We start from the raw sequence: 20,468 nt of genomic DNA, 5'->3' as shown, positions 1-20,468 counted from the left end.
TCTCGAAAACAAGGAACAGGAACATTTCCACTCTCAAATCCTTAAAAAAGGATACCCTTTAAAATAGACATGCGGATTTTAGGAGCTATCGGGAACATAGTTTTATCCTTTAAAAAAAATAAATTTATGAGAACTTTAATTCTTCTTTTTAGCCTTATTACTTCTCTAGCGTCTGGTCAAGAAATAAACTATTCTGAAACACAGATTAGTGTTTCAAAATGGATTGACGGCAGTTTGGTGGTTCCAAATTCCGGCTCAGATCAACTCGCCATTATTATTGCTGGCTCAGGTCCAACCGATAGAGATGGCAATCAGAATTTTTTAAAAACCAATAATTTCAAGAAAATAGCCAAAGAACTTGCCTTAAATGGTATTGCTACTTTTAGATATGACAAACGGATCGTCAAACAGATTAAAATGAACGATGTGGATCCTAACATCAAATTTGATGATTTTGTGTCAGATGCCATTGATGTGGTCAATTATTTTAAAACGAAACAACAATTTGAAAACATCTATATCATTGGTCATAGTCAAGGAAGTTTAATAGGTATGTTGGCCGCTCAGCAAGGTGTTAATGGCCTTATATCTCTTGCAGGTGCAGGTCAATCTATTGATGCCGTCGTTATTGAACAGGTCCAAAAAACAGCACCTATGTTTACTGATGAGACCAAACGGGTTTTTGATATTTTAAGATCTGGAAATACAACCACCGACTATCCACCTGCGCTTGGATCCATATTTGACAGCAGCGTGCAGGAATTTATGATGAGCTGGATGAGACATGATCCCGCCGTAGTCATACAGAACTTAGATCTTCCCATTTTAATTATTAATGGCACGAAAGATCTACAGGTTAGTGTTTCAGAAGCAGAGGCACTACACGAAGCCTCAGAAAAATCAGAATTAAAGATTATTGAGAACATGAACCATGTTTTATTTATTATACATGGAGACGCTCAAGAAAATGCCAAATCCTACAACGATCCTAACGGAAAAGTTTCAGAAGAATTAATAAAAGACATTGTGGCTTTTATTAAAAAGTAAATGTTCCAATGACTTCCATAAAAAAAGCATCCCGAAATCGAGATGCTTTTTTACTAACTAACCAACCAAATCGTAATATTAACATCTCTAAAGGTTAACTACTCCTTTTTTGTAATGTAGAGCATAATTATTACAATACACCTACTTCCAAATTCCGTGCCAGAAACCATTTGTGTGTTAAAAACCTTTAATCTATCTTTATGATATCAATATGATATCATTTTAAATAACTACCAGATGAAAGAAGAAAAAATTATTATTCCAGCAAACGGCTACTTGATGCTGTTTTTGTTCCTGATCTTAATGGTTGGGGGGATTGTCGTAATGATAAAGACAGAAAACCCCATATTCGCCTTAGCAATTGTGACAGCCGTATTTATCGCTCCAGGATTCTTAATGGTTCAACCCAATAACTCACGAGTTTTATTGTTGTTCGGAAAATATGTGGGAACCGTCAAAAGAAATGGCTTTTACTGGGTAATTCCGTTTTACACTAAAACTAAGATTTCTTTAAGAGCAAGCAACTTTGACAGTGAACGCTTGAAAGTGAATGATAAATTGGGAAACCCGGTCATGATTAGCACCATATTGGTCTGGCGTGTAGAGAACACCTATAAAGCAGCTTTTGATGTCGATAATTATCAAAACTTTGTACGTGTTCAAACCGATGCAGCCGTTAGAAAGCTGGCAAGCATGTATCCTTATGACAATTTTGCCGATGAAGGATTAACCGAAGATATCACCCTGCGCTCAAGTGTAAACGAAGTCAGCGAAGCGCTAGAAAAAGAACTTGAGGAGCGTTTAGCAATTGCTGGAATAGAAGTTCTGGAAGCAAGGATTGGATACCTGGCTTACGCCCAGGAAATTGCAAATGCCATGCTCAAACGCCAACAAGCTACTGCAATAGTTGCCGCACGTCATAAAATTGTGCAAGGCGCCGTTAGCATGGTTGAAATGGCTTTAGAAGAATTAAGCAAAAAAGATATCATACATTTGGACGAAGAACGCAAAGCAGCTATGGTAAGTAATCTTATGGTCATTTTGTGCAGTGACAAAGACGCCACTCCAATTGTGAATGCGGGAACTTTGAATCATTAGCGATAAAAAACATAAAATGATTTGAAAGTATTTGATTTAATAAATGCCAAAGCAAAACATATAAATCTTCTCAATCTTCACATCTGTGAGGCTTGGGAAAGACATTATAGTTATGAACGACAAAAAACTCAATAAAAACAGATAGTCGAATGTCCAAAAAAAAAGCCTTTGCACTTCGCATTAATGAAGAGATGCTCAATGCCATTGAAAAATGGGCTTCTGATGAATTCAGGAGCACCAATGGTCAAATTGAGTATATCCTCATGCAGGCTTTAAAGAAAGCGAACCGTCATCCAAGACAATCCAACAACGACACTCCTAAAAGCGACAAGTAAAATGTCGCTTTTTTTAAAACTTAAATTGTGGTATTTTGCGGTTCAAACTAACTTACCATGTCGCATTTTCATAAAATTTTATTGTTTTTAGGAGTAATTATTATTTCTTCTGTTTCTGCCAAGGCTCAAACTTTGACCATTGATAAAGCCAATGAAAACTATTCAGAGAACTTTGATATTCCAGTAAACATTGATTCCATTAGCTTTAATCGGTTTCAGATCAAACTTTCTACAAGTGACCCTTCACTTATTATTAATCAGGTGATCCTGAATAAGAAATTTTCAAAAGGCACCTTACAATTTACCTCAAATGGCCCTACCTATACTATTGAGTATTCAAGTGAATCATCAATTACAATATCAAAAAAGGAGAAAGTATTCGATTTAAAAATGAATACCACCAATCGTTTTTCCGATGAAAACTTAATAGTTCTCAATGAAAGTAATTTTTATAACCAATCAAATCTGCTTTCCGTAACCGAGCATGTAAAGCCTTCAAGCGTCAATCGATTTGTGCTCTTTAAGAATGACGCCATTGTCTTTGGACTTTTAATGCTTGCACTTGGTTTTGTTTTTTATACCGAATCCAAAAAGGAAGGTTTCTGGTCAAAATTCTACAAATACGTTCCAGGACTTTTAATGTGTTATATGATTCCAGCTATTTTCAATTCCTTGGGATTGATTTCTGCTGATATTTCACAGACCTATTATATTGCGAGTCGTTATCTTTTACCAGCCTCGTTGGTTCTACTGACGATTAGTATTGATTTGAAAGCTGTTTTCAACTTAGGATGGAAAGCTTTGGTCATGTTTTTTACAGGTACCATCGGCATTGTCATTGGAGGCCCAATTGCCATTCTGATCATCTCAACCTTTTCACCTGAAACTGTTGGAGGTGCTGGCTTTGATGCCGTTTGGAGAGGCTTAGCCACGTTAGCTGGAAGCTGGATTGGCGGAGGTGCAAACCAAGCAGCCATGTTAGAAATTTACGGTTTTAACCAAGAACTGTACGGCGGTATGGTTTTGGTAGATATTGTGGTGGCCAATATTTGGATGGCAGTACTTTTATTAGGAATTGGCAAGCGAGAAAAGATAGACAACTGGTTAAAAGCAGATAATACGGCAATCAACGCATTGCAAGAAAAAGTACAGAGCTTTAGTGAAAAAATAATTCGTGTTCCCACATTGACAGATTTACTGATGATCCTGACATTTGCTTTTGTTGCGGTTGGTATTGCACATTATGGCGCTGACGTCATCTCAACTTACCTTTCAAATAATTTTGTTGCGGTGAGCGACCCAAGAAGTGCATTATCATCTTTTGGGAGCCAATTTTTCTGGTTAATTTCTATAGCAACCCTAATTGGAATTTTATTATCCTTCACAAAAGCTAAGAATTATGAAGGTGCTGGCGCCAGTAAGGTGGGGAGTGTTTTTATTTACATTCTGGTTGCCACTATCGGTATGAAAATGGATTTAGGCAAGATTTTCGAAAATCCAGGTCTTATTTTAATCGGTTTGGTGTGGATGGCAATTCACGCAGGACTCCTTATCCTTATTGCCAAACTTATTAGAGCTCCTTACTTCTTCTTAGCCGTTGGAAGTCAGGCAAACGTTGGTGGTGCAGCTTCCGCCCCTGTTGTGGCAGCGGCCTTCCATCCATCATTGGCAACGGTAGGTGCGCTTTTAGCTGTTTTTGGATATGTAGTAGGAACTTATGGGGCACTTTTATGTGCTGAACTCATGAGAATAGTTTCTGTAGGTTAGTTTTAAATGGAATTTTATAGGATATTTGCCGACCAAAAAAGTTCAAAGTTCAAAGTTCAAAGTTCAAAGTTCAGGATTCAGGGTAAAAAGTTAATTCTGAAGCGGACATAACCCCCGGTAATTAAATACGAAAAAAATAAATGAAAAGATTAGCGTTTATCATCACCTTACTTATTGTATCGTCCTGTGCGAAGGATAATTCAAATTTCACTCTTAAGGGCACCATTAAAGATTTAAAAAAAGGAACAGTGTACCTTCAAAAGATTGAAGATAGTACGCTTGTCTCTATTGACTCTCTAAACATCATTGGTGAATCATTATTTGAGCTTCGTACGCATTTGGATGCACCAGAGGTTCTTTATCTAAAACTTGATAAACACGGAGAAGAAGATTATCTCATTCCGTTTTTCGCAGCTGAGGGCATTACAGAAATCAACACCACATTGAAAAACTTCTTTATGGATGCAAAAATCAAAGGCTCCGTACAACAAGAAAAATTAGAAGAATACAAATTGATGATGGAAAGGTTTCAAGATAAAAACCTTGAGCTGATCAAAAACAATCTCGAAGCCCGAAGAAGCCAAGATTCCCTTGAAATAGACTCAAGTTTAAAGGAATACAACAATTTGATTATCAGAAAATATTTATATACTATCAACTTTGCCATCAACAATAAAGACAGTGAGATTGCTCCTTATTTGGCAGTATCAGAAATCTCTGACGCCAATCTAAAATATTTAGACACCATTAATAAAGCATTGCCTACAGCTATTAAGTCATCCAAATATGGAAAGGAATTGCAAGACTTAATCGACGAACGTAAAAAAGAATAAATTTTGATGTTTTAAAGTCGTTATTAATCAACTACAATATTGAAATACTTCACACAGATATCCGTTACTTTGTAAAAGACATTTTAAATTAATGAACATTAACAAAGTTAAACTCATCAAATGGGCTAAGAGAATAGGCTACGGCTTAGGGATTCTCTTAGCTCTTTTTATTGGTTTTTATGCGAGTATTTATTTTGGTTTCTGGGGGAAAATCCCAGATTCGGAAGAATTGGCGCGTCTAAAACAAAGTCAAGCCACCCAGGTTTTGGATACCAACAATGATTTAATTGGCAAAATCTATGTGTACGATAGGCAATCTATCAAATATTCTGATTTTCCCCAACATTTAATTGATGCCTTGATTGCTACGGAAGATGTACGGTTTTATGAACACAATGGCATCGATAACAAGAGTTTGCTCCGTGTTTTCTTCAAAAGCATATTAATGTCCAATGATTCTTCTGGAGGTGGGAGCACGATCACCTTGCAATTGGCCAAAAATCTCTTTGGAAGAAAAAATTATGGCGCTTTTGGGATTGTAATCAACAAAATCAGGGAAAGCATTGTCGCGAGGCGTATCGAAAACCTCTATTCAAAAGAAGAAATTCTCACGTTGTATCTTAATACAGTGCCATTCCCAGACAACACTTATGGCATTGAAAGTGCTTCAGAAAAGTTTTTCAACTCCCATACTAAAGATTTGACCTTGGTGCAATCAGCAGCCCTGGTAGGATCTCTTAAAGCAAACACGAGTTACAATCCGCGCCGTTATCCTGAAAAATCACATGTCAGAAAAAACGTGGTCATCGGCCAAATGGAAAAATATGGCTACCTCTCCACTCCTGAAGGGACGCAAGCCAAAACTGATAGCATTACCATCGACTATCAAAATTATGCACCCAACGAAGGGTTGGCCCCATATTTTAGAGCACAGATTAAAAAGCAGTTGGACAGTTTACTGAAACAGAAAAAATACCTGAAACCTGATGGTGAGATGTATAATATTTATCATGATGGTTTGAAAATTTACACCACCTTAGACAATACGATGCAACGCTATGCAGAAGCGGCCATGAAAGAGCACATGAGCGATTTGCAGCGCCAATTTGAAAAAGCCTACGGACAGAATGCACCTTGGCTCAAAGGAAAGCATGCTTTTGAAGCCGCAAAAAAAAGGTTAAAAGTCTACAAAAAACTCAAAGCACAAGGTTTAAATGAAAAAGCCATTGAAGATTCCTTGAGTCAAAAACATCAAACGGATTTATTCTCTTGGGATGAAACCACGATCAAATCCATGTCCACTTTAGATAGTTTGGAATATTATTCTAAATTCCTCAACGTCGGCCTTGTTTCCTTAGATCCTGCCAATGGTGCCATTAAAGCTTATGTTGGTGGTATAGATTACGGCTTTTTCCAATTTGACCATATCGTACAAAGCAAGCGACAAGTAGGTTCTACATTTAAACCTATTGTATATACCGCAGCATTGGATAACGGGATGGATCCGTGCACCTATTTCCCGATAAAAGCGATTACCTATACTGATGTAGATAATTGGCGCCCCACAAATGCTGGAGGCACTGAAGATGACGATTTGAATTACTCGATGCAATATGCATTGAGCAATTCCATTAATACCATTGCCGTAAAAGTTCTTTATGAAACCGGGATTAATAAAGTCATTGATCAGGCGAAACGCATGGGCATCAAAAGTGACATTCAGGCCGTCCCATCCATCGCTTTGGGATCTTCAAACCTTACGGTCTTGGAACTGGCCACAGCATATACCAGCTATGTTAATGGAAGTAGACCGTCAAATCCAGTCTTTATTACGAAAATCGAAGATAAAGATGGAAATATCATCGCCTCTTATGAGGATCTACATCCAGACGACCCTACGAAGATGGACATGGCCTTCAGTGATGACACCAGACAAGTGATGCTGGAATTCATGAAAGCTACAGTCAACGAAGGTACTGCTGCACGGTTAAGATCAAGCTTCCAATTACCTAATGCCATTGCAGGAAAGACTGGAACAACACAAGATAACAAAGACGGCTGGTTTGTTGGGATTATGCCAAAATTGGTTACGGTAACCTGGGTTGGCAATGACAATCAACAGATAGGATTTAGCTCTACCGGACTTGGCCAAGGTGCGAATTCGGCATTGCCTATTTTTGCGAAATACCTCCAAAAACTAAATGCGGATTCCAAATATAACAGCATCACCAAAGCTCCTTTTGAGATCCCTTCTGAAACTGTTTTGAATGCTTTGGATTGCGAGCCCACAAAAACTGACGGCTTTTTCAAACGTCTTTTTGGCAGTAATAAAGACGAGCGCAAATTTGAAAAGAAAGAAAAAAAGAAAGGTGGTGGTATTTTTGGATGGCTGAAGAAGAAGGATAAAGAGGAAAAAGAACATCAAAACTGATGAGCTTTACCATATTTTTTTTCCAATCATTTTCCATTTTTCCACCCAATGTCTTATCCATTTTCTGGTCCTGAAAAGCATATTATTGCGGTTTCCGACACTAGTTTGTTGGTCCAAATTAACTTATGCTTTTTTGTTTTCCCTTAAGCTGTTTGAAGCAACACATCCCAAATAAACACAAAACACTACGGTTTTACCTTAGCTTTTTTACGGTTTTCCCGTAAGTAAATGTAAAATTTATTGCTTAACTTGATTGCAAAACCATAAAACATAAGCCATGTTAAACCACTACAGAAAATTATTCACCCCCCCCTTAGTTTTGATTTTTGCATTGTCAATCGTGTTATCCTCCTGTAACAAGAAAGATGACCTGGCACAAAATGACAGTTATTTCAAAACCGTAGATTTACATAAAGCTCTTGACTTTATAAATCAGACCGAACAGGCACAAAAACGCAGTGCTACACAAAGCTATATCACCTCGGTAGTACCAGAGATTAATTATGAAGCCATAACCAATAGTAATGAACAGCTTGCCGTCATACCTGTTACAACGATCCATGGCTTTTTAAATAGCAAATTGGCATTATTAGAAATAAACGGTGAAGTGTAAAGTGCCGTGGTGAGCTTAAACCCATTCGAACATTCAACAGACACTCAGTTTTCTGGCGAAATTTTAATAACAGACATCAATGGAAATTTTTTAAAAGCCTTTAAGCTGGAAAATAACGCCATCGTATCTGAATATACGGATAACACCGCCCAAGGTGGTGAAAGTAGCGCCATATTAAAACGGGACTCCACCAATGACACCGATGGCAGTTGTGCGTGCCCCTTTAAAATCTGTGATTGGTGCTCGTTAGATGAGGTTGTCATAGAAACCAGTGCGCCGTCACCACCAACACCTTATGTCTCAATCGCCTAAATGTATCCAACTGGTGGCGGTCAAAATCAGGGTAATTGTGAAGTGGGCTGCGAGAATAACTGGAATAAATGGCTCATGCCTATTTGAATACAAAATATGCAAATTTCATTGACCTGTATGACTGGAATTTTAAGATTGCAATGGATAAATACGCTACAGATAACAGATTTAATCCCAACGGTACAGCGGTAGAAAAAAACAGATTTCACCACGAGTTTATGGGCCAATATGTCGATGCTATGGCAATTTCGCACGTAAGCTGGGACCAGAAATATGGTACGGGAGGCATTACAAGAAGAGATTCCAGAGGTCATCAAACCATAGATTGGGAATATTATAAAAGTATGGCATATGGAGGGCTCTATTACGAAGATTCCTATGGGAATCAAATCGCAACAGATTCCTTTAAAGCTTTAGTACCTAATAAATCAGATAGAGATATAATCAAAAATATACTAAAAAATGAACAAGATGGAAATGGAAGTTCAAAGGGTACAAAATGCTAAAATATTCATATTGATTTTGGTAGGCATGTTTTGTATAAGTACACAAGCTCAAATTAAGTTTAATGAATCATACTGTAAAGACTACGATTTGAAGAACATATCTAATTGTTTAACATTTGAAACGGAAAAAAATTTCGCGTATGAATATAGTGGTGACACTGGAGTGTTTGGATTCGGACATGGGGAGTATCTATTCAAGGATAACAAGCTAATTTTAAATTACAATAAAACTGAACCAATAAAAACAGGACACCATTTTTCAGAAATATGGACTAATAACAAGGATTCCATTCATATACAATTCAATGTTTTTGATTTTGATAGTCTTCGGCTACCAGCGGTAAGTGTTATTTATAAAGATAGCTTAGCGCAATACGGTTTCAACGGGGTTGCCTCAAACAAAAAGGGTATTGCGGCAATAGAATTAAAAAAAAACAGTAATACGTTACAGGTCGAAATTTCAAATGTGGGTTTTCAATCCTATAAATTCTCCTTAGATAGAAATTACAACCAAGTCATCTCTGTTTTTTTACAAAAAGATGGCTATGGTCTACCTATAAGAAACCAAATAGACACCCTTCAAATAGAAAAAATTAAACGAAAATATTTTACGGTCAGGAATAAAAACGGAAGCATCACCACCTGGCGAAAGAGAGAAGATTAGAATTGTAAGGTCTTTTATCTAATGGCAGCAATACCTAAAAACTTCGCGCTATGATAAAATTTAGTGTAGTTTGTTATAAATCATTTTTCAAATACTAAAGCTTGGGAAAATCAATATGCCGACCCCGCGCAAAAAAGGAGAAAACACGAATAATAACTGTTATTGCAAATTATAAAAAATCTAAAAAAAATGAATGTCAATAAGATTGTGTTTTTAATAATGCTTTCACACTCCATAATATCCTTTTCTCAAAAAAAAGAAGATGTATATTTTGTATTAAACAATGCTGATTTGGACTATTACATTACTGGTAATTTCGATCTGAATAGAACCTATATTACTATATATAATAGAGAAGAGTATGATTACCACCAAAAAAAAGTTGAAGAAGCAAAAAAGAATGGCGCCTATCATTTTGATCCAGCAAGTGGCAGGGACAATCTTAACATTAAAGTTAGAAAATTAACCTTTGAAGTTCTCGCAGCTGAAAGACTTAAAGCATCAAGCTGCGAAATTGACAGACTGAACTTAGTGGATTATGAATGGATCCTCAATAATAGTTGGAAAAAGATAGCGAAACAAGATTATGATTTTAAAGACATCTATTTCTTAAAAAAAATAGATGATAATGAATATGTCTCCTACAAGGTCGGCATTACTATTGTTGATCATTAACATCGCAAAGTGAGTTTTTTCAATAAGCGTTATTTTACAGTAATCATAGAAACCAGAGCGCCATCACCACCAACACCTTATGTCTCTATCTCTTATATGTATCCAACTGATGGCGGTCAAAATCAGGGTAATTATGAAGTGGGCTGCGAGAACAATTGGACTTTTGGTGGCGGTGGAATTTATGGAGGGGAGGTTTTGGAAGAAGAAATCATCAATGAGCTTACGGGCAAAGCAAAATGTTTATGATAAATTATTAAAGAGCGGGATTCGAAACCCACACAATTTAATCACCCAGTTATTCATAGAGTTCGAAAATGGTAATATTGGCAATAACGATTTAAAGTTTAAGATGGTGACCAACCTACCTAATTCTATTGGAGAAAAAACAGTCTTAGATTAAGAAAGCGGGAATATTCAAATTCATTTTAATGCTAAAATAATTGATCAATTATCATCAATTGAGATTGCTGCAATTCTGGTTCATTAAATTGCACATGCATTTTTAGGAAAACATTATAACAACTACAATGCTTCGTTCAAAGAGCTTTATAGTCAGTACATAAATGAGAAGGGTTTGGCTGACTACAGTCATGATATCATGCGAGATAAATTTATTATCCGAATGCCGACCGTACTAAAAATAATATGATAATGAACTTTTTGTGACTTTTTGAGGATTATCAAATGTTAGCTTCCCAAGGTGTATTTGACCTAACCGCGGCTCAATAAAACACATTATACAGCATTAAAACTAAAGCCAGAAATAATGATACCAACTGTAAAAACTGATCAGAACAAAACTTTAAAATTCCGGACAGCGAACTTAATCGCTATTTATTTGTGCTTTGGGCTTTTTTACAATTGTTCGAATAACGACGAAATTTATCTATTATATGATGACTTTAAAGACTGTGAATATGTGGAGTGAAATAAGAAAAAAGAATATTATGGAATGTGCTATAAGCATAATGTGAGATTATTTTAAAAAAAATCAGTTGATAAAATATACGAAACAAAGAGCATTAAAGAAATTGAACTTACCTCCAAAAAAGATTTTTTTAATATTGATTTTAAAAGATTAAAAGGTGTCAACTTAATTCTAATAATAAAAGAAGATAAAAAATTCAAAATTGTTCCAGTCTCTATAATTGAAAGCCTTGAGATAACAAGCTGAACAAGCGTATAGCTATCTACTGAAGTAACAATCTTAATAACGACCTTTTTTAAAATTATGAAAGTAGAGGCACTGGCTGCAAGCGACGCCAGCGTGGGGATAGGAGGTCACCCTATCGCTAAAATTAGCGCAAAAAAAACCCCTTACTTCCAAAGAAATAAGGGGTTTATCAATTAATCGATTTTGTCTCCATTTTTATCGAAAAAATGGTATTCAAGATATGTGTAAGCATCTCTGGGCAATACTTTTACCCATTTTTTATGTTCTAAAAACCATTTTGATCTTAAGGATGGAAATCCTTTGGTCAAAAAGGCTGCTATAAAAGGATGTGTGTTTAAGGTCACCTTTTTGTAGTCTTTTTTGAAAATCCGTTCCATGTCTTGAGTAATGCGTTGAACTACCTTGATTGGTGCTTCAATATCATCACCGCTGCCATCTGGATTTTCTTCTTTTGTTTCAATATTCCTTTCTGGGCGCACACGCTGCCTTGTAATTTGTATCAGACCGAATTTGCTAGGAGGTAATATTTTATGCTTTGCTTTATCATCCTTCATTTCATCACGAAGGTGATTGTACAGTTTTCTCCGATTCTCTGCATTGGACATGTCAATAAAATCCACCACAATGATGCCTCCCATGTCGCGTAAACGCAACTGTCGGGCAATTTCAGTAGCTGAAATTAAATTGACTTCTAAAGCAGTATCCTCTTGATTTTTTTCTTTGTTGGATCGATTGCCACTGTTCACATCAATCACATGGAGTGCTTCGGTGTGTTCTATCACAATATAAGCACCCTTTGCCATGGATACCGTACGACCGAATGAAGTTTTAATTTGTCGCTCAATACCATGTTTCTCAAAAATGGGCACGCCATTCTGATAATGTTTTACAATCGATTCCTTTTTTGGTGCAATTTGATGCACGTAATCTTTGATTTGCATATAAAGTTCCTCATCATCCACAACAATACTTGAGAACGAATCATTAAAAATATCCCTCAAAATTGAGGATGCTTTGTTCATTTCTCCAAGTACCTTACTTGGGTGGGGTGCTTTGTTTAGTTTTCTGCACATTGCGGTCCAACGGCCCAACAAATTCTGCAAATCAGTGTCTATCTCAGCAACTTTTTTACCTTCAGCAACCGTTCGGACAATAACGCCAAAGCCTTTAGGGGTAATGCTTTTGACCAATCGTTTCAAACGATCTTTTTCTTGCTTTGATTCTATCTTTTGAGAAATAGAAATTCGGTCAGAAAATGGTACCAAAACAATATACCTTCCGGCAATTGACAACTCGCTACTAAGGCGAGGTCCTTTGGTTGAAATGGGCTCTTTTACAATTTGGACCAAGAGGGATTGATTTGATTTTAAGGCGTCAGCAATACTGCCGTCCTTGTCAATATCTTTTTCAAATTGAAAGTTTTTGAGTAGAAAATCTGTGTGTTTCCCTGTGCTTACACGTTTTACGAATTTCAAAAGTGAAGGTAATTTTGGGCCTAAATCATGATAATGCAAAAATGCATCTTTCTCATAACCTACATTAACAAATGCAGCATTTAGCCCAGGAACAGCTTTACGGATTTTGGCAATAAACACATCACCAACCGCAAAGTTGTTATCCTCTTCATCTTTATGTAATTCAATAAGTTTTCCATCTTTTAATAAGGCAAAATCAACAAAATCTGAACTCGAACGAATAATTAATTCTTTATCCATGATGTTAATTTAAATCCGTTGTGACATACATCCCAACAGATGGATTATACTAAATTTTTTGACACAGGATTCCCGATAATTCATCGGGATAATTCCGGTAAATCTAACTAGACCACAATCAGCGGCCAAGCATAAATTTTATATCAAAGAACGTTACTGTAAAACCGAAAAAGTAGTTATAAAACTACTTTTTCTTTTTGTGACGGTTAGCGCGTCTACGTTTTTTACGCTTATGCGTCGCTACCTTATGTCTCTTTCTTTTTTTACCACTTGGCATAAATCAAGTCTTTTTTTAGATTAATATTTCCTTTAATGTTGTTACTCTACTTCGACATTCATTTTCACACTTTCTACAAATACTTTTGCAGGCTTAAATGCTGGAATGTTGTGTGCTGGTATTTTGATAGTGGTGTTTTTTGAAATGTTTCTACCTGTTTTCTCCGCTCTTGTTTTGATAATAAAGCTTCCAAAACCTCTTAAGTAGACATTGTCTCCACCTTCTAAAGATGTTTTAACTTCATCCATAAACGTTTCAACGGTTGCCTGGACATCTCCTTTTTCTATTCCTAATCTCTCAGAAATTTTCGCTACTAGATCAGCTTTTGTCATTGTTATTAATTTTAGGGTTTATCTATTAATTATAAGGGACGCAAATATAGGCATTTTAATTTCAATATTTCAAGCCTAATTAATTAAAATTTAACGTTGTAAAGGTTTATTTTTGTTCAGTTTTACAAAAAAATATGAATTTTAGCAGGACATTAACCTTTTGGTATTCAGAGCATAAGCGCGACATGCCTTGGCGGAATACCAAAAACCCCTATAACATCTGGTTATCAGAAATAATCTTACAACAGACACAAATAACGCAAGGGCAGCCTTATTATGATGCGTTTGTCAACAAATATCCAACAGTTTTTGATCTTGCAAACGCTCAAGAAAGTGAGGTTTTAAAACTATGGCAAGGATTGGGTTATTATTCTAGGGCTCGAAATCTACATGCCTCCGCAAAACATGTTGCCAATGAACTCAATGGCATTTTCCCTAACACCTATAAAGACCTTTTAAATCTGAAAGGCGTTGGTGATTATACGGCCAGTGCCATAGCTTCCATCTGCTTCAATGAACCAACAGCAGTTGTTGACGGCAATGTATATAGAGTATTGTCACGATATTTCGGAATTGACACCCCCATAAACTCCACAAAAGGCATTAAAGAATTTAAAACACTCGCCACCTCCTTAATAGATCATCAAAATCCGTCGGACTATAACCAAGCCATTATGGAGTTTGGCGCGATACAATGTAAACCAAGAAATCCGAATTGTAATGCTTGTCCCTTAAATGAGAGCTGCGTGGCACTTCAAAAAAACATAATCGATCAATTACCGGTTAAACTAAAAAAGACAAAGATCAGCACAAAATACTTCAATTTTATAGTGATGCTTTCAACAGACAAAAAAACCATATTTCAAAAAAGGACGCATAAAGGTATTTGGCAGAATCTTTATCAGTTCCCTTTAATGGAGTCAGAAAAAAAACTTAAAATTGCAGACTTTAAAAAGCATCCTTTTATAGTGTCCTATTTTGAAGATACCCCTTTCGAATTTAGTCTCTATAATAATATAGACATTGTTCACAAACTTTCACACCAACATTTGCATACCAAATTTTGGATTGTAGAAATTGATCAGCTCCCACAAAAAGGAATCCCAATTGCGGATTTAAAACGTTATCCTACGTCTATCTTGATTAGTAATTTTATAGATGAGTTTTTTGATGCTTGAGCTATGCATGTTCTTACACAGAGATACACGGAGGAAAATTGAGCTACACAGAGGAGCTGTTAAAACTCAACTCTATGTCGAGATTGAAAATCAATCCGTCTAATTAGTTTCATTAAAAATTGATAGCATACAATATCTATTGCTTCTGAATTTTTATGTTCCCGTACTGAAGAATGGCATCGAAAGAATCATCAATTCAGCGTGATAAATTCAAACCCAATAAATATTAACTCATATTTTTTCATTACTTTTAAGAAAATCAATGCAAATGGTTAATTTTGCAATTAAATTTTAAAATAATTATGTCAGGTACTTTAAATAAAGTCATGTTAATTGGACACTTGGGCGACGATGTGAAAATGCACTATTTTGATGATAAGAATTGTGTTGGAAGGTTCCCATTAGCGACCAACGAGACTTATACAAGTAAACAAACCAATGAGCGTATTAGCAATACCGAATGGCATAATATAGTTGTACGCAATAAAGCTGCTGAAATTTGCGAGAAATATTTGAGTAAAGGCGATAAAGTCTATATCGAAGGCCGCATCAAAACAAGAAAATGGACTGATGACAAAGGCATTGAGCGTTATTCGACAGAAATCCAATGCACGGATTTCACGTTTTTAACTACCAAAAAAGAAAGCCAGGAGAATGCTCCAAACCAAGGACAATTTGCAACAAATCCTAATCCAGAGATTGCGGACCCTAAACAAGATGACGATTTACCGTTTTAAAAATTCTAACTAATTTCTTTTGTATTGGACCCTGAACCCACGCAATTCCTATTCCTTCAATATTCTGAGAACTTCGAGTTTATTATAGGTGTCATTTTAATAGTTGCCCTGCTCGCTTGTTCTGCCCTTATTTCAGGTGCCGAAGTGGCCTTTTTCTCTTTAACCCGTTCAGATATTGATAAAGGTTTAGAGGAAAAATCGACCGCCTTCCAGATTATTTCAAGACTTCTGGAACGCCCTAAAAAATTATTGGCTACCATTCTTGTGGCCAACAACTTCATCAATATTGCCATCGTTATTTTATTTGCATCGATCGGGAAGTTTATGTTCCACCAAATCACTATTAGTTGGATACGTTTCACTTTAGAAGTAGTTGTCGTCACTTTCTTGATTTTACTCTTCGGTGAAATAATTCCTAAGATTTATGCCAACAGAAACCGAATCAAATTCGCTATGTTCATGGCGCAACCCGTCAAATTCTTGGATATCTTTTTTTCGCCAATTAGTTTGCCTATGCGCTCAATTACCATTGGCATCCACAATAAATTGGGGAAACAAAAATCCAACCTTAGCGTGGATCAATTATCTCAGGCCTTGGAACTTACCGGTGAGCATGAAACCACCATGGAAGAACACAAAATCCTACAAGGGATTGTCTCCTTCGGTAATACGGACACCAAACAGGTCATGCGTCCACGGATTGATATTTTCGCTTTGAATACCGAACTAAAGTATTCTGAAATCATTCCAGAAATCATCAAAAACGGGTATTCCAGGATTCCTATTTATAAAGAAACCATTGATACTGTTGTTGGAATTTTATACGTTAAAGACCTTTTGCCTTATATTGACAGAAAGCAATTTGACTGGACCGCCTTATTACGCGATCCGTTTTTTGTACCTGAAAACAAAAAATTGGACGATTTAATGGCTGAGTTCCAAGAGAAAAAAGTGCATTTGGCCGTTGTGGTTGATGAGTATGGAGGAACTTCAGGTTTAGTATCTTTGGAAGATGTTATTGAAGAAATCGTAGGCGATATAAGTGACGAGTTTGATGATGATGATCTGACCTATAGTAAGATTGATGAGCACAACTATTCGTTTGATGGCAAAACACCTTTGAAAGATTTTTATAAGATTGTCAATCTCGATGACGATTCAGATTTTGAAAATAATAAAGGTGAAGCAGAAACCATCGCTGGCTTTGTATTGGAAATTTCAGGAATTTTCCCAAGGCGAAACAGTAAAATAAATTTTAAGAATTACGTTTTCACAATTGAAGCGTTAGATAAAAAGCGCATCAAACTCGTAAAATTCACCATTTTAAAATGATAAAAGCCAAACTCTTTGTTTTTGTATTGACCGTTTTACTCTGTTTTTCTTGCGGAGATGACCCCGTTCCAAAACCAAAAGGTTTTTTAAGATTGGATTATCCGCAAGCAGAATATCAAGAAATTGATGCTGATTTACCCTTCGTTTTTGAAAAAAACACCTTGGCAGAGCGCATAAAGAAAATCAAAATGGATTCTAAGAATCTATCTTATGGTGTCAATATTGACTACCCAACACTAAAAGGGACAATTTACCTGACTTACATAAAGGTAACGGAAGACAATCTTATTCCACTTATTAGAGATTCACAGAACCTAACCCAAGAGCACACACAAAAGGCCGATGCCATTGAAGGTGATTTTTATGAGAACAAAGACCATCGTGTTTATGGAATGTTCTACGAGATTGGTGGCAATGCCGCATCGCAATCCCAATTTTATGTCACAGATAGCATCAATCATTTTTTGAATGGATCGCTCTATTTTTATGCGAAACCAAATTATGACTCCATTCTACCTGCGGCAGACTATTTAAAAAAGGATATCAAGCACATCATGGAAACCTTAAGATGGAAATAAACAACTTCTACTTTTGTAAATTACAATAATCATTATATTTGCTAAACTTTTCAACACAACTCATGAAATGAGCATGCTCAAAATGTTAATATCCAACGGAACGATTAATGCCGAGCAGCATGTGACCCTTGAAAAATAATATTTATAAACACATGAAATATAAAAGAATCCTCCTCAAATTATCTGGCGAAGCATTAATGGGAGATCGTCAATACGGAATTGATCCGAAACGATTGGCAGAGTATGCAGAAGACATTAAAGCCATTACAGAACAGGGTGTTGAGGTAGCTATCGTCATTGGTGGAGGGAACATTTTCAGAGGGGTTGCAGGAGCAAGCCATGGCATGGACCGCGTACAAGGCGACCACATGGGCATGTTGGCAACGGTTATTAACGGGTTGGCTCTACAGAGTGCCCTGGAGGATGCTGGCATCCCGACACGACTTCAATCTGCTGTGCATATCAATCAAGTAGCTGAACCATTTATAAGAAGAAAAGCAATGCGTCATTTAGAAAAGGGCCGTGTGGTCATTTTTGGTGGCGGAACCGGAAATCCTTATTTTACAACAGATTCGGCAGCTGTTTTAAGAGCTATTGAAATAGAAGCTGACGTTATCTTAAAAGGCACACGTGTAGATGGCATTTACAATACCGATCCTGAAAAAGATAGATCCGCAATCAAATTTGACCATATCACTTTTGATGATGTGTTACGTAAAGGATTAAAAGTGATGGATACTACAGCATTTACGCTAAGTCAGGAAAATGAATTGCCAATTATTGTATTTGACATGAACAAAAAAGGAAACCTTTTAAAAGTGGTTTCTGGAGAAAAAATTGGAACAAAAGTAAATCTATAAATCAAAAAAGCCGTTTGGCTCATTTTTTGAAATGTTTTAGAAATTAAAAATTTTAATGATGAACGAAGAGATTAATTTTATATTAGACAGCACAAAAGAAGCGATGGAGAATGCCATCAAGCATCTTGAAAAACAATTTTCAAACATTAGAGCAGGTAAGGCAAGCCCGGCCATGTTAGGAAGTGTCATGGTCAATTACTACGGAGCTCAAACACCATTGGCGCAAGTAGCCAACGTAAATACGCCTGACGGTAGAACAATAGCGGTACAGCCTTGGGAAAAAAAGATGCTCCAAGAAATTGAAAAAGGTATCCAGATTGCAAACTTGGGATTCAACCCAATGAACAATGGCGATCTTATCATTATCAATGTACCACCTTTAACTGAAGAGCGCCGTCGCGAATTGGCAAAACAGGCTAAAGCAGAGGCGGAAGACGCAAAAATTGGTGTTCGTAGTGCAAGAAAAGATGCCAATACAGAAATCAAAAAACTGGAAGATCTATCCGAAGATTTTCAAAAAGGTATAGAGATAGATGTACAACAATTAACTGATAAATACGTTAAGAAGATTGATGATGCCTTAGAAATAAAAGAAAAGGAGATCATGACCGTATAATTAAAAGCGACTCATAAGTCGCTTTTTTAGCTTTAATTTAATTATTAACCCTTCGCTATATGCAAAAATACTGCGCTTGCCTTTTTTTTATCTTTTGTATATGGTCTGCGCAGTCACAAATCCCTGATAAAATAGGAGATACTCTCAGCGTTGTAGAACAAGACTCTCTCAGGAAAAGCAAATTTTTCAAACAGATTGGGAATGGGTTCTTTCCCACTAAATATATAGATATTGACCTAAGATATTTAATAAAATTCAATCAGTATGAAGGGATTAGAACAGGTCTGGGCGGAAGAACCAACGATAACCTATCTGAGAAATACCGTATGGTTGGCTATGTGGTGTACGGATTTAAGGACCATAATTTTAAATACAGTATTGGTGGTGGATTTAGAATTTCAAAAAGTACTGATACATGGGTGGATTTTTCCTATACTGACGACTTGCAAGAAACAGGGAGCTCAACCTTTTTGACAGATAAACGCTTTTTTTCATTTTTTGAACCCCGATTGCTAAACATCAGTTTGTTTCATCATCATATTACCAAAAACATTTCTCTTGAACACAGAATCACTCCTTATTTGCTGTCAGAAATTGAATTGTCAAGAAGCAATATTACCACCACCTACGACTACACCTTTTTTGTAGATGATACCGCATTTAAAGAGTTTCGCATGAGTATGGCCAAAGTATCACTCCAGTGGAACCCATTCAATACTTTTGAATCGGTTGGCGACATCGAAGTCGAAAAAGAAGGTTTCCCAAACTTTACACTACAAGTATCCAAAAACTTTAAAGATGTTTTAGGTGCCGATTTTAATTTTTTCAAAGCCGATTTTAGAACCATCTACAAATTGAATTTCAATACTGATGGCAGTTCTTTCACAGAAGCTACATTGACCGGTGGTGTATCTAAGGGCAAAACGCCATTGACACATTTATATCACACCTACCCCAACAACATTAATAAAGCCACCATCTTGAACCGTTTCTCTGTTGCGGGCATCAATAGTTTCGAAACCATGTATTTTAACGAGTTTTTTTCAGACAGATTTGCAACACTTCAACTTAAACACTACCTCAAACCTTTTAATATTTCTAAACGTATGCAGCCACAAATGGTCTTCATTTCACGTTTCGCATTAGGAAATATGGATCATATAGAACGTCATCAAGACATTGAATTTGGCACCCTCAATAAAGGCTACTCTGAGGCAGGCCTGGAATTGAATAAAATCCTTTTTGGTTTCGGCTTAAGTTTTGCCTACCGCTACGGCGCTTATCATCTGCCTAAATTGACGGATAATATTGCCGCCAAATTCACTTTTAATATTAGTCTGTAAACAAAAGTTTAATCTTTTGTTTTTTTACCTTTGTTGCAGCAATAA

General features: G+C 36.3%; 21 protein-coding genes. 19 read left to right on the top strand and 2 right to left on the bottom strand.

The features are described 5' to 3' along the window. Positions 1-126 precede the first annotated feature (126 nt). The 12 genes from J4051_RS13570 (at position 127) to J4051_RS13515 (ending at position 10,527) form a co-directional block, all read left to right on the top strand. On the top strand, positions 127-1,047 hold the full coding sequence (locus J4051_RS13570; protein ID WP_208234413.1) for an alpha/beta hydrolase: 921 nt from the start codon (positions 127-129) through the stop codon (positions 1,045-1,047). A gap of 237 nt (positions 1,048-1,284) precedes the next feature. Next, a complete protein-coding gene (locus tag J4051_RS13565; RefSeq protein ID WP_208234412.1) occupies positions 1,285-2,145 on the top strand; it encodes an SPFH domain-containing protein in 861 nt (286 codons plus the stop codon). A gap of 149 nt (positions 2,146-2,294) precedes the next feature. Beyond that, entirely contained in the window at positions 2,295-2,480 is a 186-nt protein-coding gene (locus J4051_RS13560; protein WP_208234411.1) for an Arc family DNA-binding protein, read from the top strand. 552 nt (positions 2,481-3,032) lie between these two features. Next, the gene (locus J4051_RS13555; protein ID WP_236027443.1) at positions 3,033-4,247 is read left to right on the top strand and encodes a DUF819 family protein; all 1,215 of its coding nucleotides are present in this window, start codon (positions 3,033-3,035) and stop codon (positions 4,245-4,247) included. A gap of 140 nt (positions 4,248-4,387) precedes the next feature. After that, a complete protein-coding gene (locus J4051_RS13550) occupies positions 4,388-5,080 on the top strand; it encodes a DUF4369 domain-containing protein (protein WP_208234409.1) in 693 nt (230 codons plus the stop codon). A 91-nt stretch (positions 5,081-5,171) separates the two neighbouring features. Next, positions 5,172-7,511 carry a transglycosylase domain-containing protein gene (locus J4051_RS13545; protein ID WP_208234408.1) on the top strand — a complete coding sequence of 780 codons (2,340 nt, stop codon included), beginning with the start codon at positions 5,172-5,174 and terminating at the stop codon, positions 7,509-7,511. 277 nt (positions 7,512-7,788) lie between these two features. After that, positions 7,789-8,124 carry a hypothetical protein gene (locus J4051_RS13540; protein WP_208234407.1) on the top strand — a complete coding sequence of 112 codons (336 nt, stop codon included), beginning with the start codon at positions 7,789-7,791 and terminating at the stop codon, positions 8,122-8,124. 9 nt (positions 8,125-8,133) lie between these two features. Further along, positions 8,134-8,436 carry a hypothetical protein gene (locus J4051_RS13535; protein ID WP_208234406.1) on the top strand — a complete coding sequence of 101 codons (303 nt, stop codon included), beginning with the start codon at positions 8,134-8,136 and terminating at the stop codon, positions 8,434-8,436. A 68-nt stretch (positions 8,437-8,504) separates the two neighbouring features. Further along, positions 8,505-8,942: a hypothetical protein gene (locus tag J4051_RS13530; protein WP_208234405.1), complete on the top strand. Its 438-nt coding sequence runs from the start codon at positions 8,505-8,507 to the stop codon at positions 8,940-8,942. Next, positions 8,899-9,606, top strand: a complete 708-nt coding sequence (locus tag J4051_RS13525) for a hypothetical protein (RefSeq protein WP_208234404.1) — start codon at positions 8,899-8,901, stop codon at positions 9,604-9,606. Before J4051_RS13530 ends, J4051_RS13525 begins: the two co-directional genes overlap by 44 nt. 189 nt (positions 9,607-9,795) lie before the next feature. Then, positions 9,796-10,281, top strand: coding sequence for a hypothetical protein (locus tag J4051_RS13520; RefSeq protein WP_208234403.1), 486 nt, complete (start codon positions 9,796-9,798; stop codon positions 10,279-10,281). A gap of 9 nt (positions 10,282-10,290) precedes the next feature. Next, on the top strand, positions 10,291-10,527 hold the full coding sequence (locus J4051_RS13515; protein ID WP_208234402.1) for a hypothetical protein: 237 nt from the start codon (positions 10,291-10,293) through the stop codon (positions 10,525-10,527). Between the two features lie 1,101 nt (positions 10,528-11,628). Here J4051_RS13515 and J4051_RS13510 read toward each other — a convergent pair. Further along, positions 11,629-13,170, bottom strand: coding sequence for an Rne/Rng family ribonuclease (locus tag J4051_RS13510; RefSeq protein WP_208234401.1), 1,542 nt, complete (start codon positions 13,168-13,170; stop codon positions 11,629-11,631). A gap of 318 nt (positions 13,171-13,488) precedes the next feature. Continuing rightward, a complete protein-coding gene (locus J4051_RS13505; RefSeq protein WP_208234400.1) occupies positions 13,489-13,779 on the bottom strand; it encodes an HU family DNA-binding protein in 291 nt (96 codons plus the stop codon). A gap of 134 nt (positions 13,780-13,913) precedes the next feature. Between J4051_RS13505 and mutY the strand changes: the two genes are divergently transcribed. From mutY to J4051_RS13470, 7 genes are all read left to right on the top strand, one after another. Continuing rightward, positions 13,914-14,957: an A/G-specific adenine glycosylase gene (gene mutY, locus J4051_RS13500; RefSeq protein ID WP_208234399.1), complete on the top strand. Its 1,044-nt coding sequence runs from the start codon at positions 13,914-13,916 to the stop codon at positions 14,955-14,957. A gap of 302 nt (positions 14,958-15,259) precedes the next feature. Next, positions 15,260-15,694, top strand: coding sequence for a single-stranded DNA-binding protein (locus J4051_RS13495; protein WP_208234398.1), 435 nt, complete (start codon positions 15,260-15,262; stop codon positions 15,692-15,694). Between the two features lie 24 nt (positions 15,695-15,718). Continuing rightward, complete coding sequence (locus tag J4051_RS13490; protein WP_208234397.1) at positions 15,719-17,026, top strand: gliding motility-associated protein GldE; 1,308 nt, start codon at positions 15,719-15,721, stop codon at positions 17,024-17,026. Further along, on the top strand, positions 17,026-17,604 hold the full coding sequence (gldD, locus tag J4051_RS13485) for a gliding motility lipoprotein GldD (protein WP_449528485.1): 579 nt from the start codon (positions 17,026-17,028) through the stop codon (positions 17,602-17,604). The genes J4051_RS13490 and gldD overlap by 1 nt, the downstream gene beginning before the upstream one ends. Before the next feature lie 152 nt (positions 17,605-17,756). Further along, entirely contained in the window at positions 17,757-18,464 is a 708-nt protein-coding gene (pyrH, locus tag J4051_RS13480; protein WP_208234395.1) for a UMP kinase, read from the top strand. A gap of 58 nt (positions 18,465-18,522) precedes the next feature. Then, the gene (frr, locus tag J4051_RS13475; protein WP_208234424.1) at positions 18,523-19,080 is read left to right on the top strand and encodes a ribosome recycling factor; all 558 of its coding nucleotides are present in this window, start codon (positions 18,523-18,525) and stop codon (positions 19,078-19,080) included. Between the two features lie 59 nt (positions 19,081-19,139). Beyond that, positions 19,140-20,423, top strand: coding sequence for a hypothetical protein (locus J4051_RS13470; protein ID WP_208234394.1), 1,284 nt, complete (start codon positions 19,140-19,142; stop codon positions 20,421-20,423). Positions 20,424-20,468 lie beyond the last annotated feature (45 nt).

The organism is Gelidibacter pelagius (genome assembly GCF_017581925.1).
Classification (GTDB): domain Bacteria; phylum Bacteroidota; class Bacteroidia; order Flavobacteriales; family Flavobacteriaceae; genus Gelidibacter; species Gelidibacter pelagius.
This window is presented reverse-complemented; position numbering and strand designations above follow the sequence as displayed.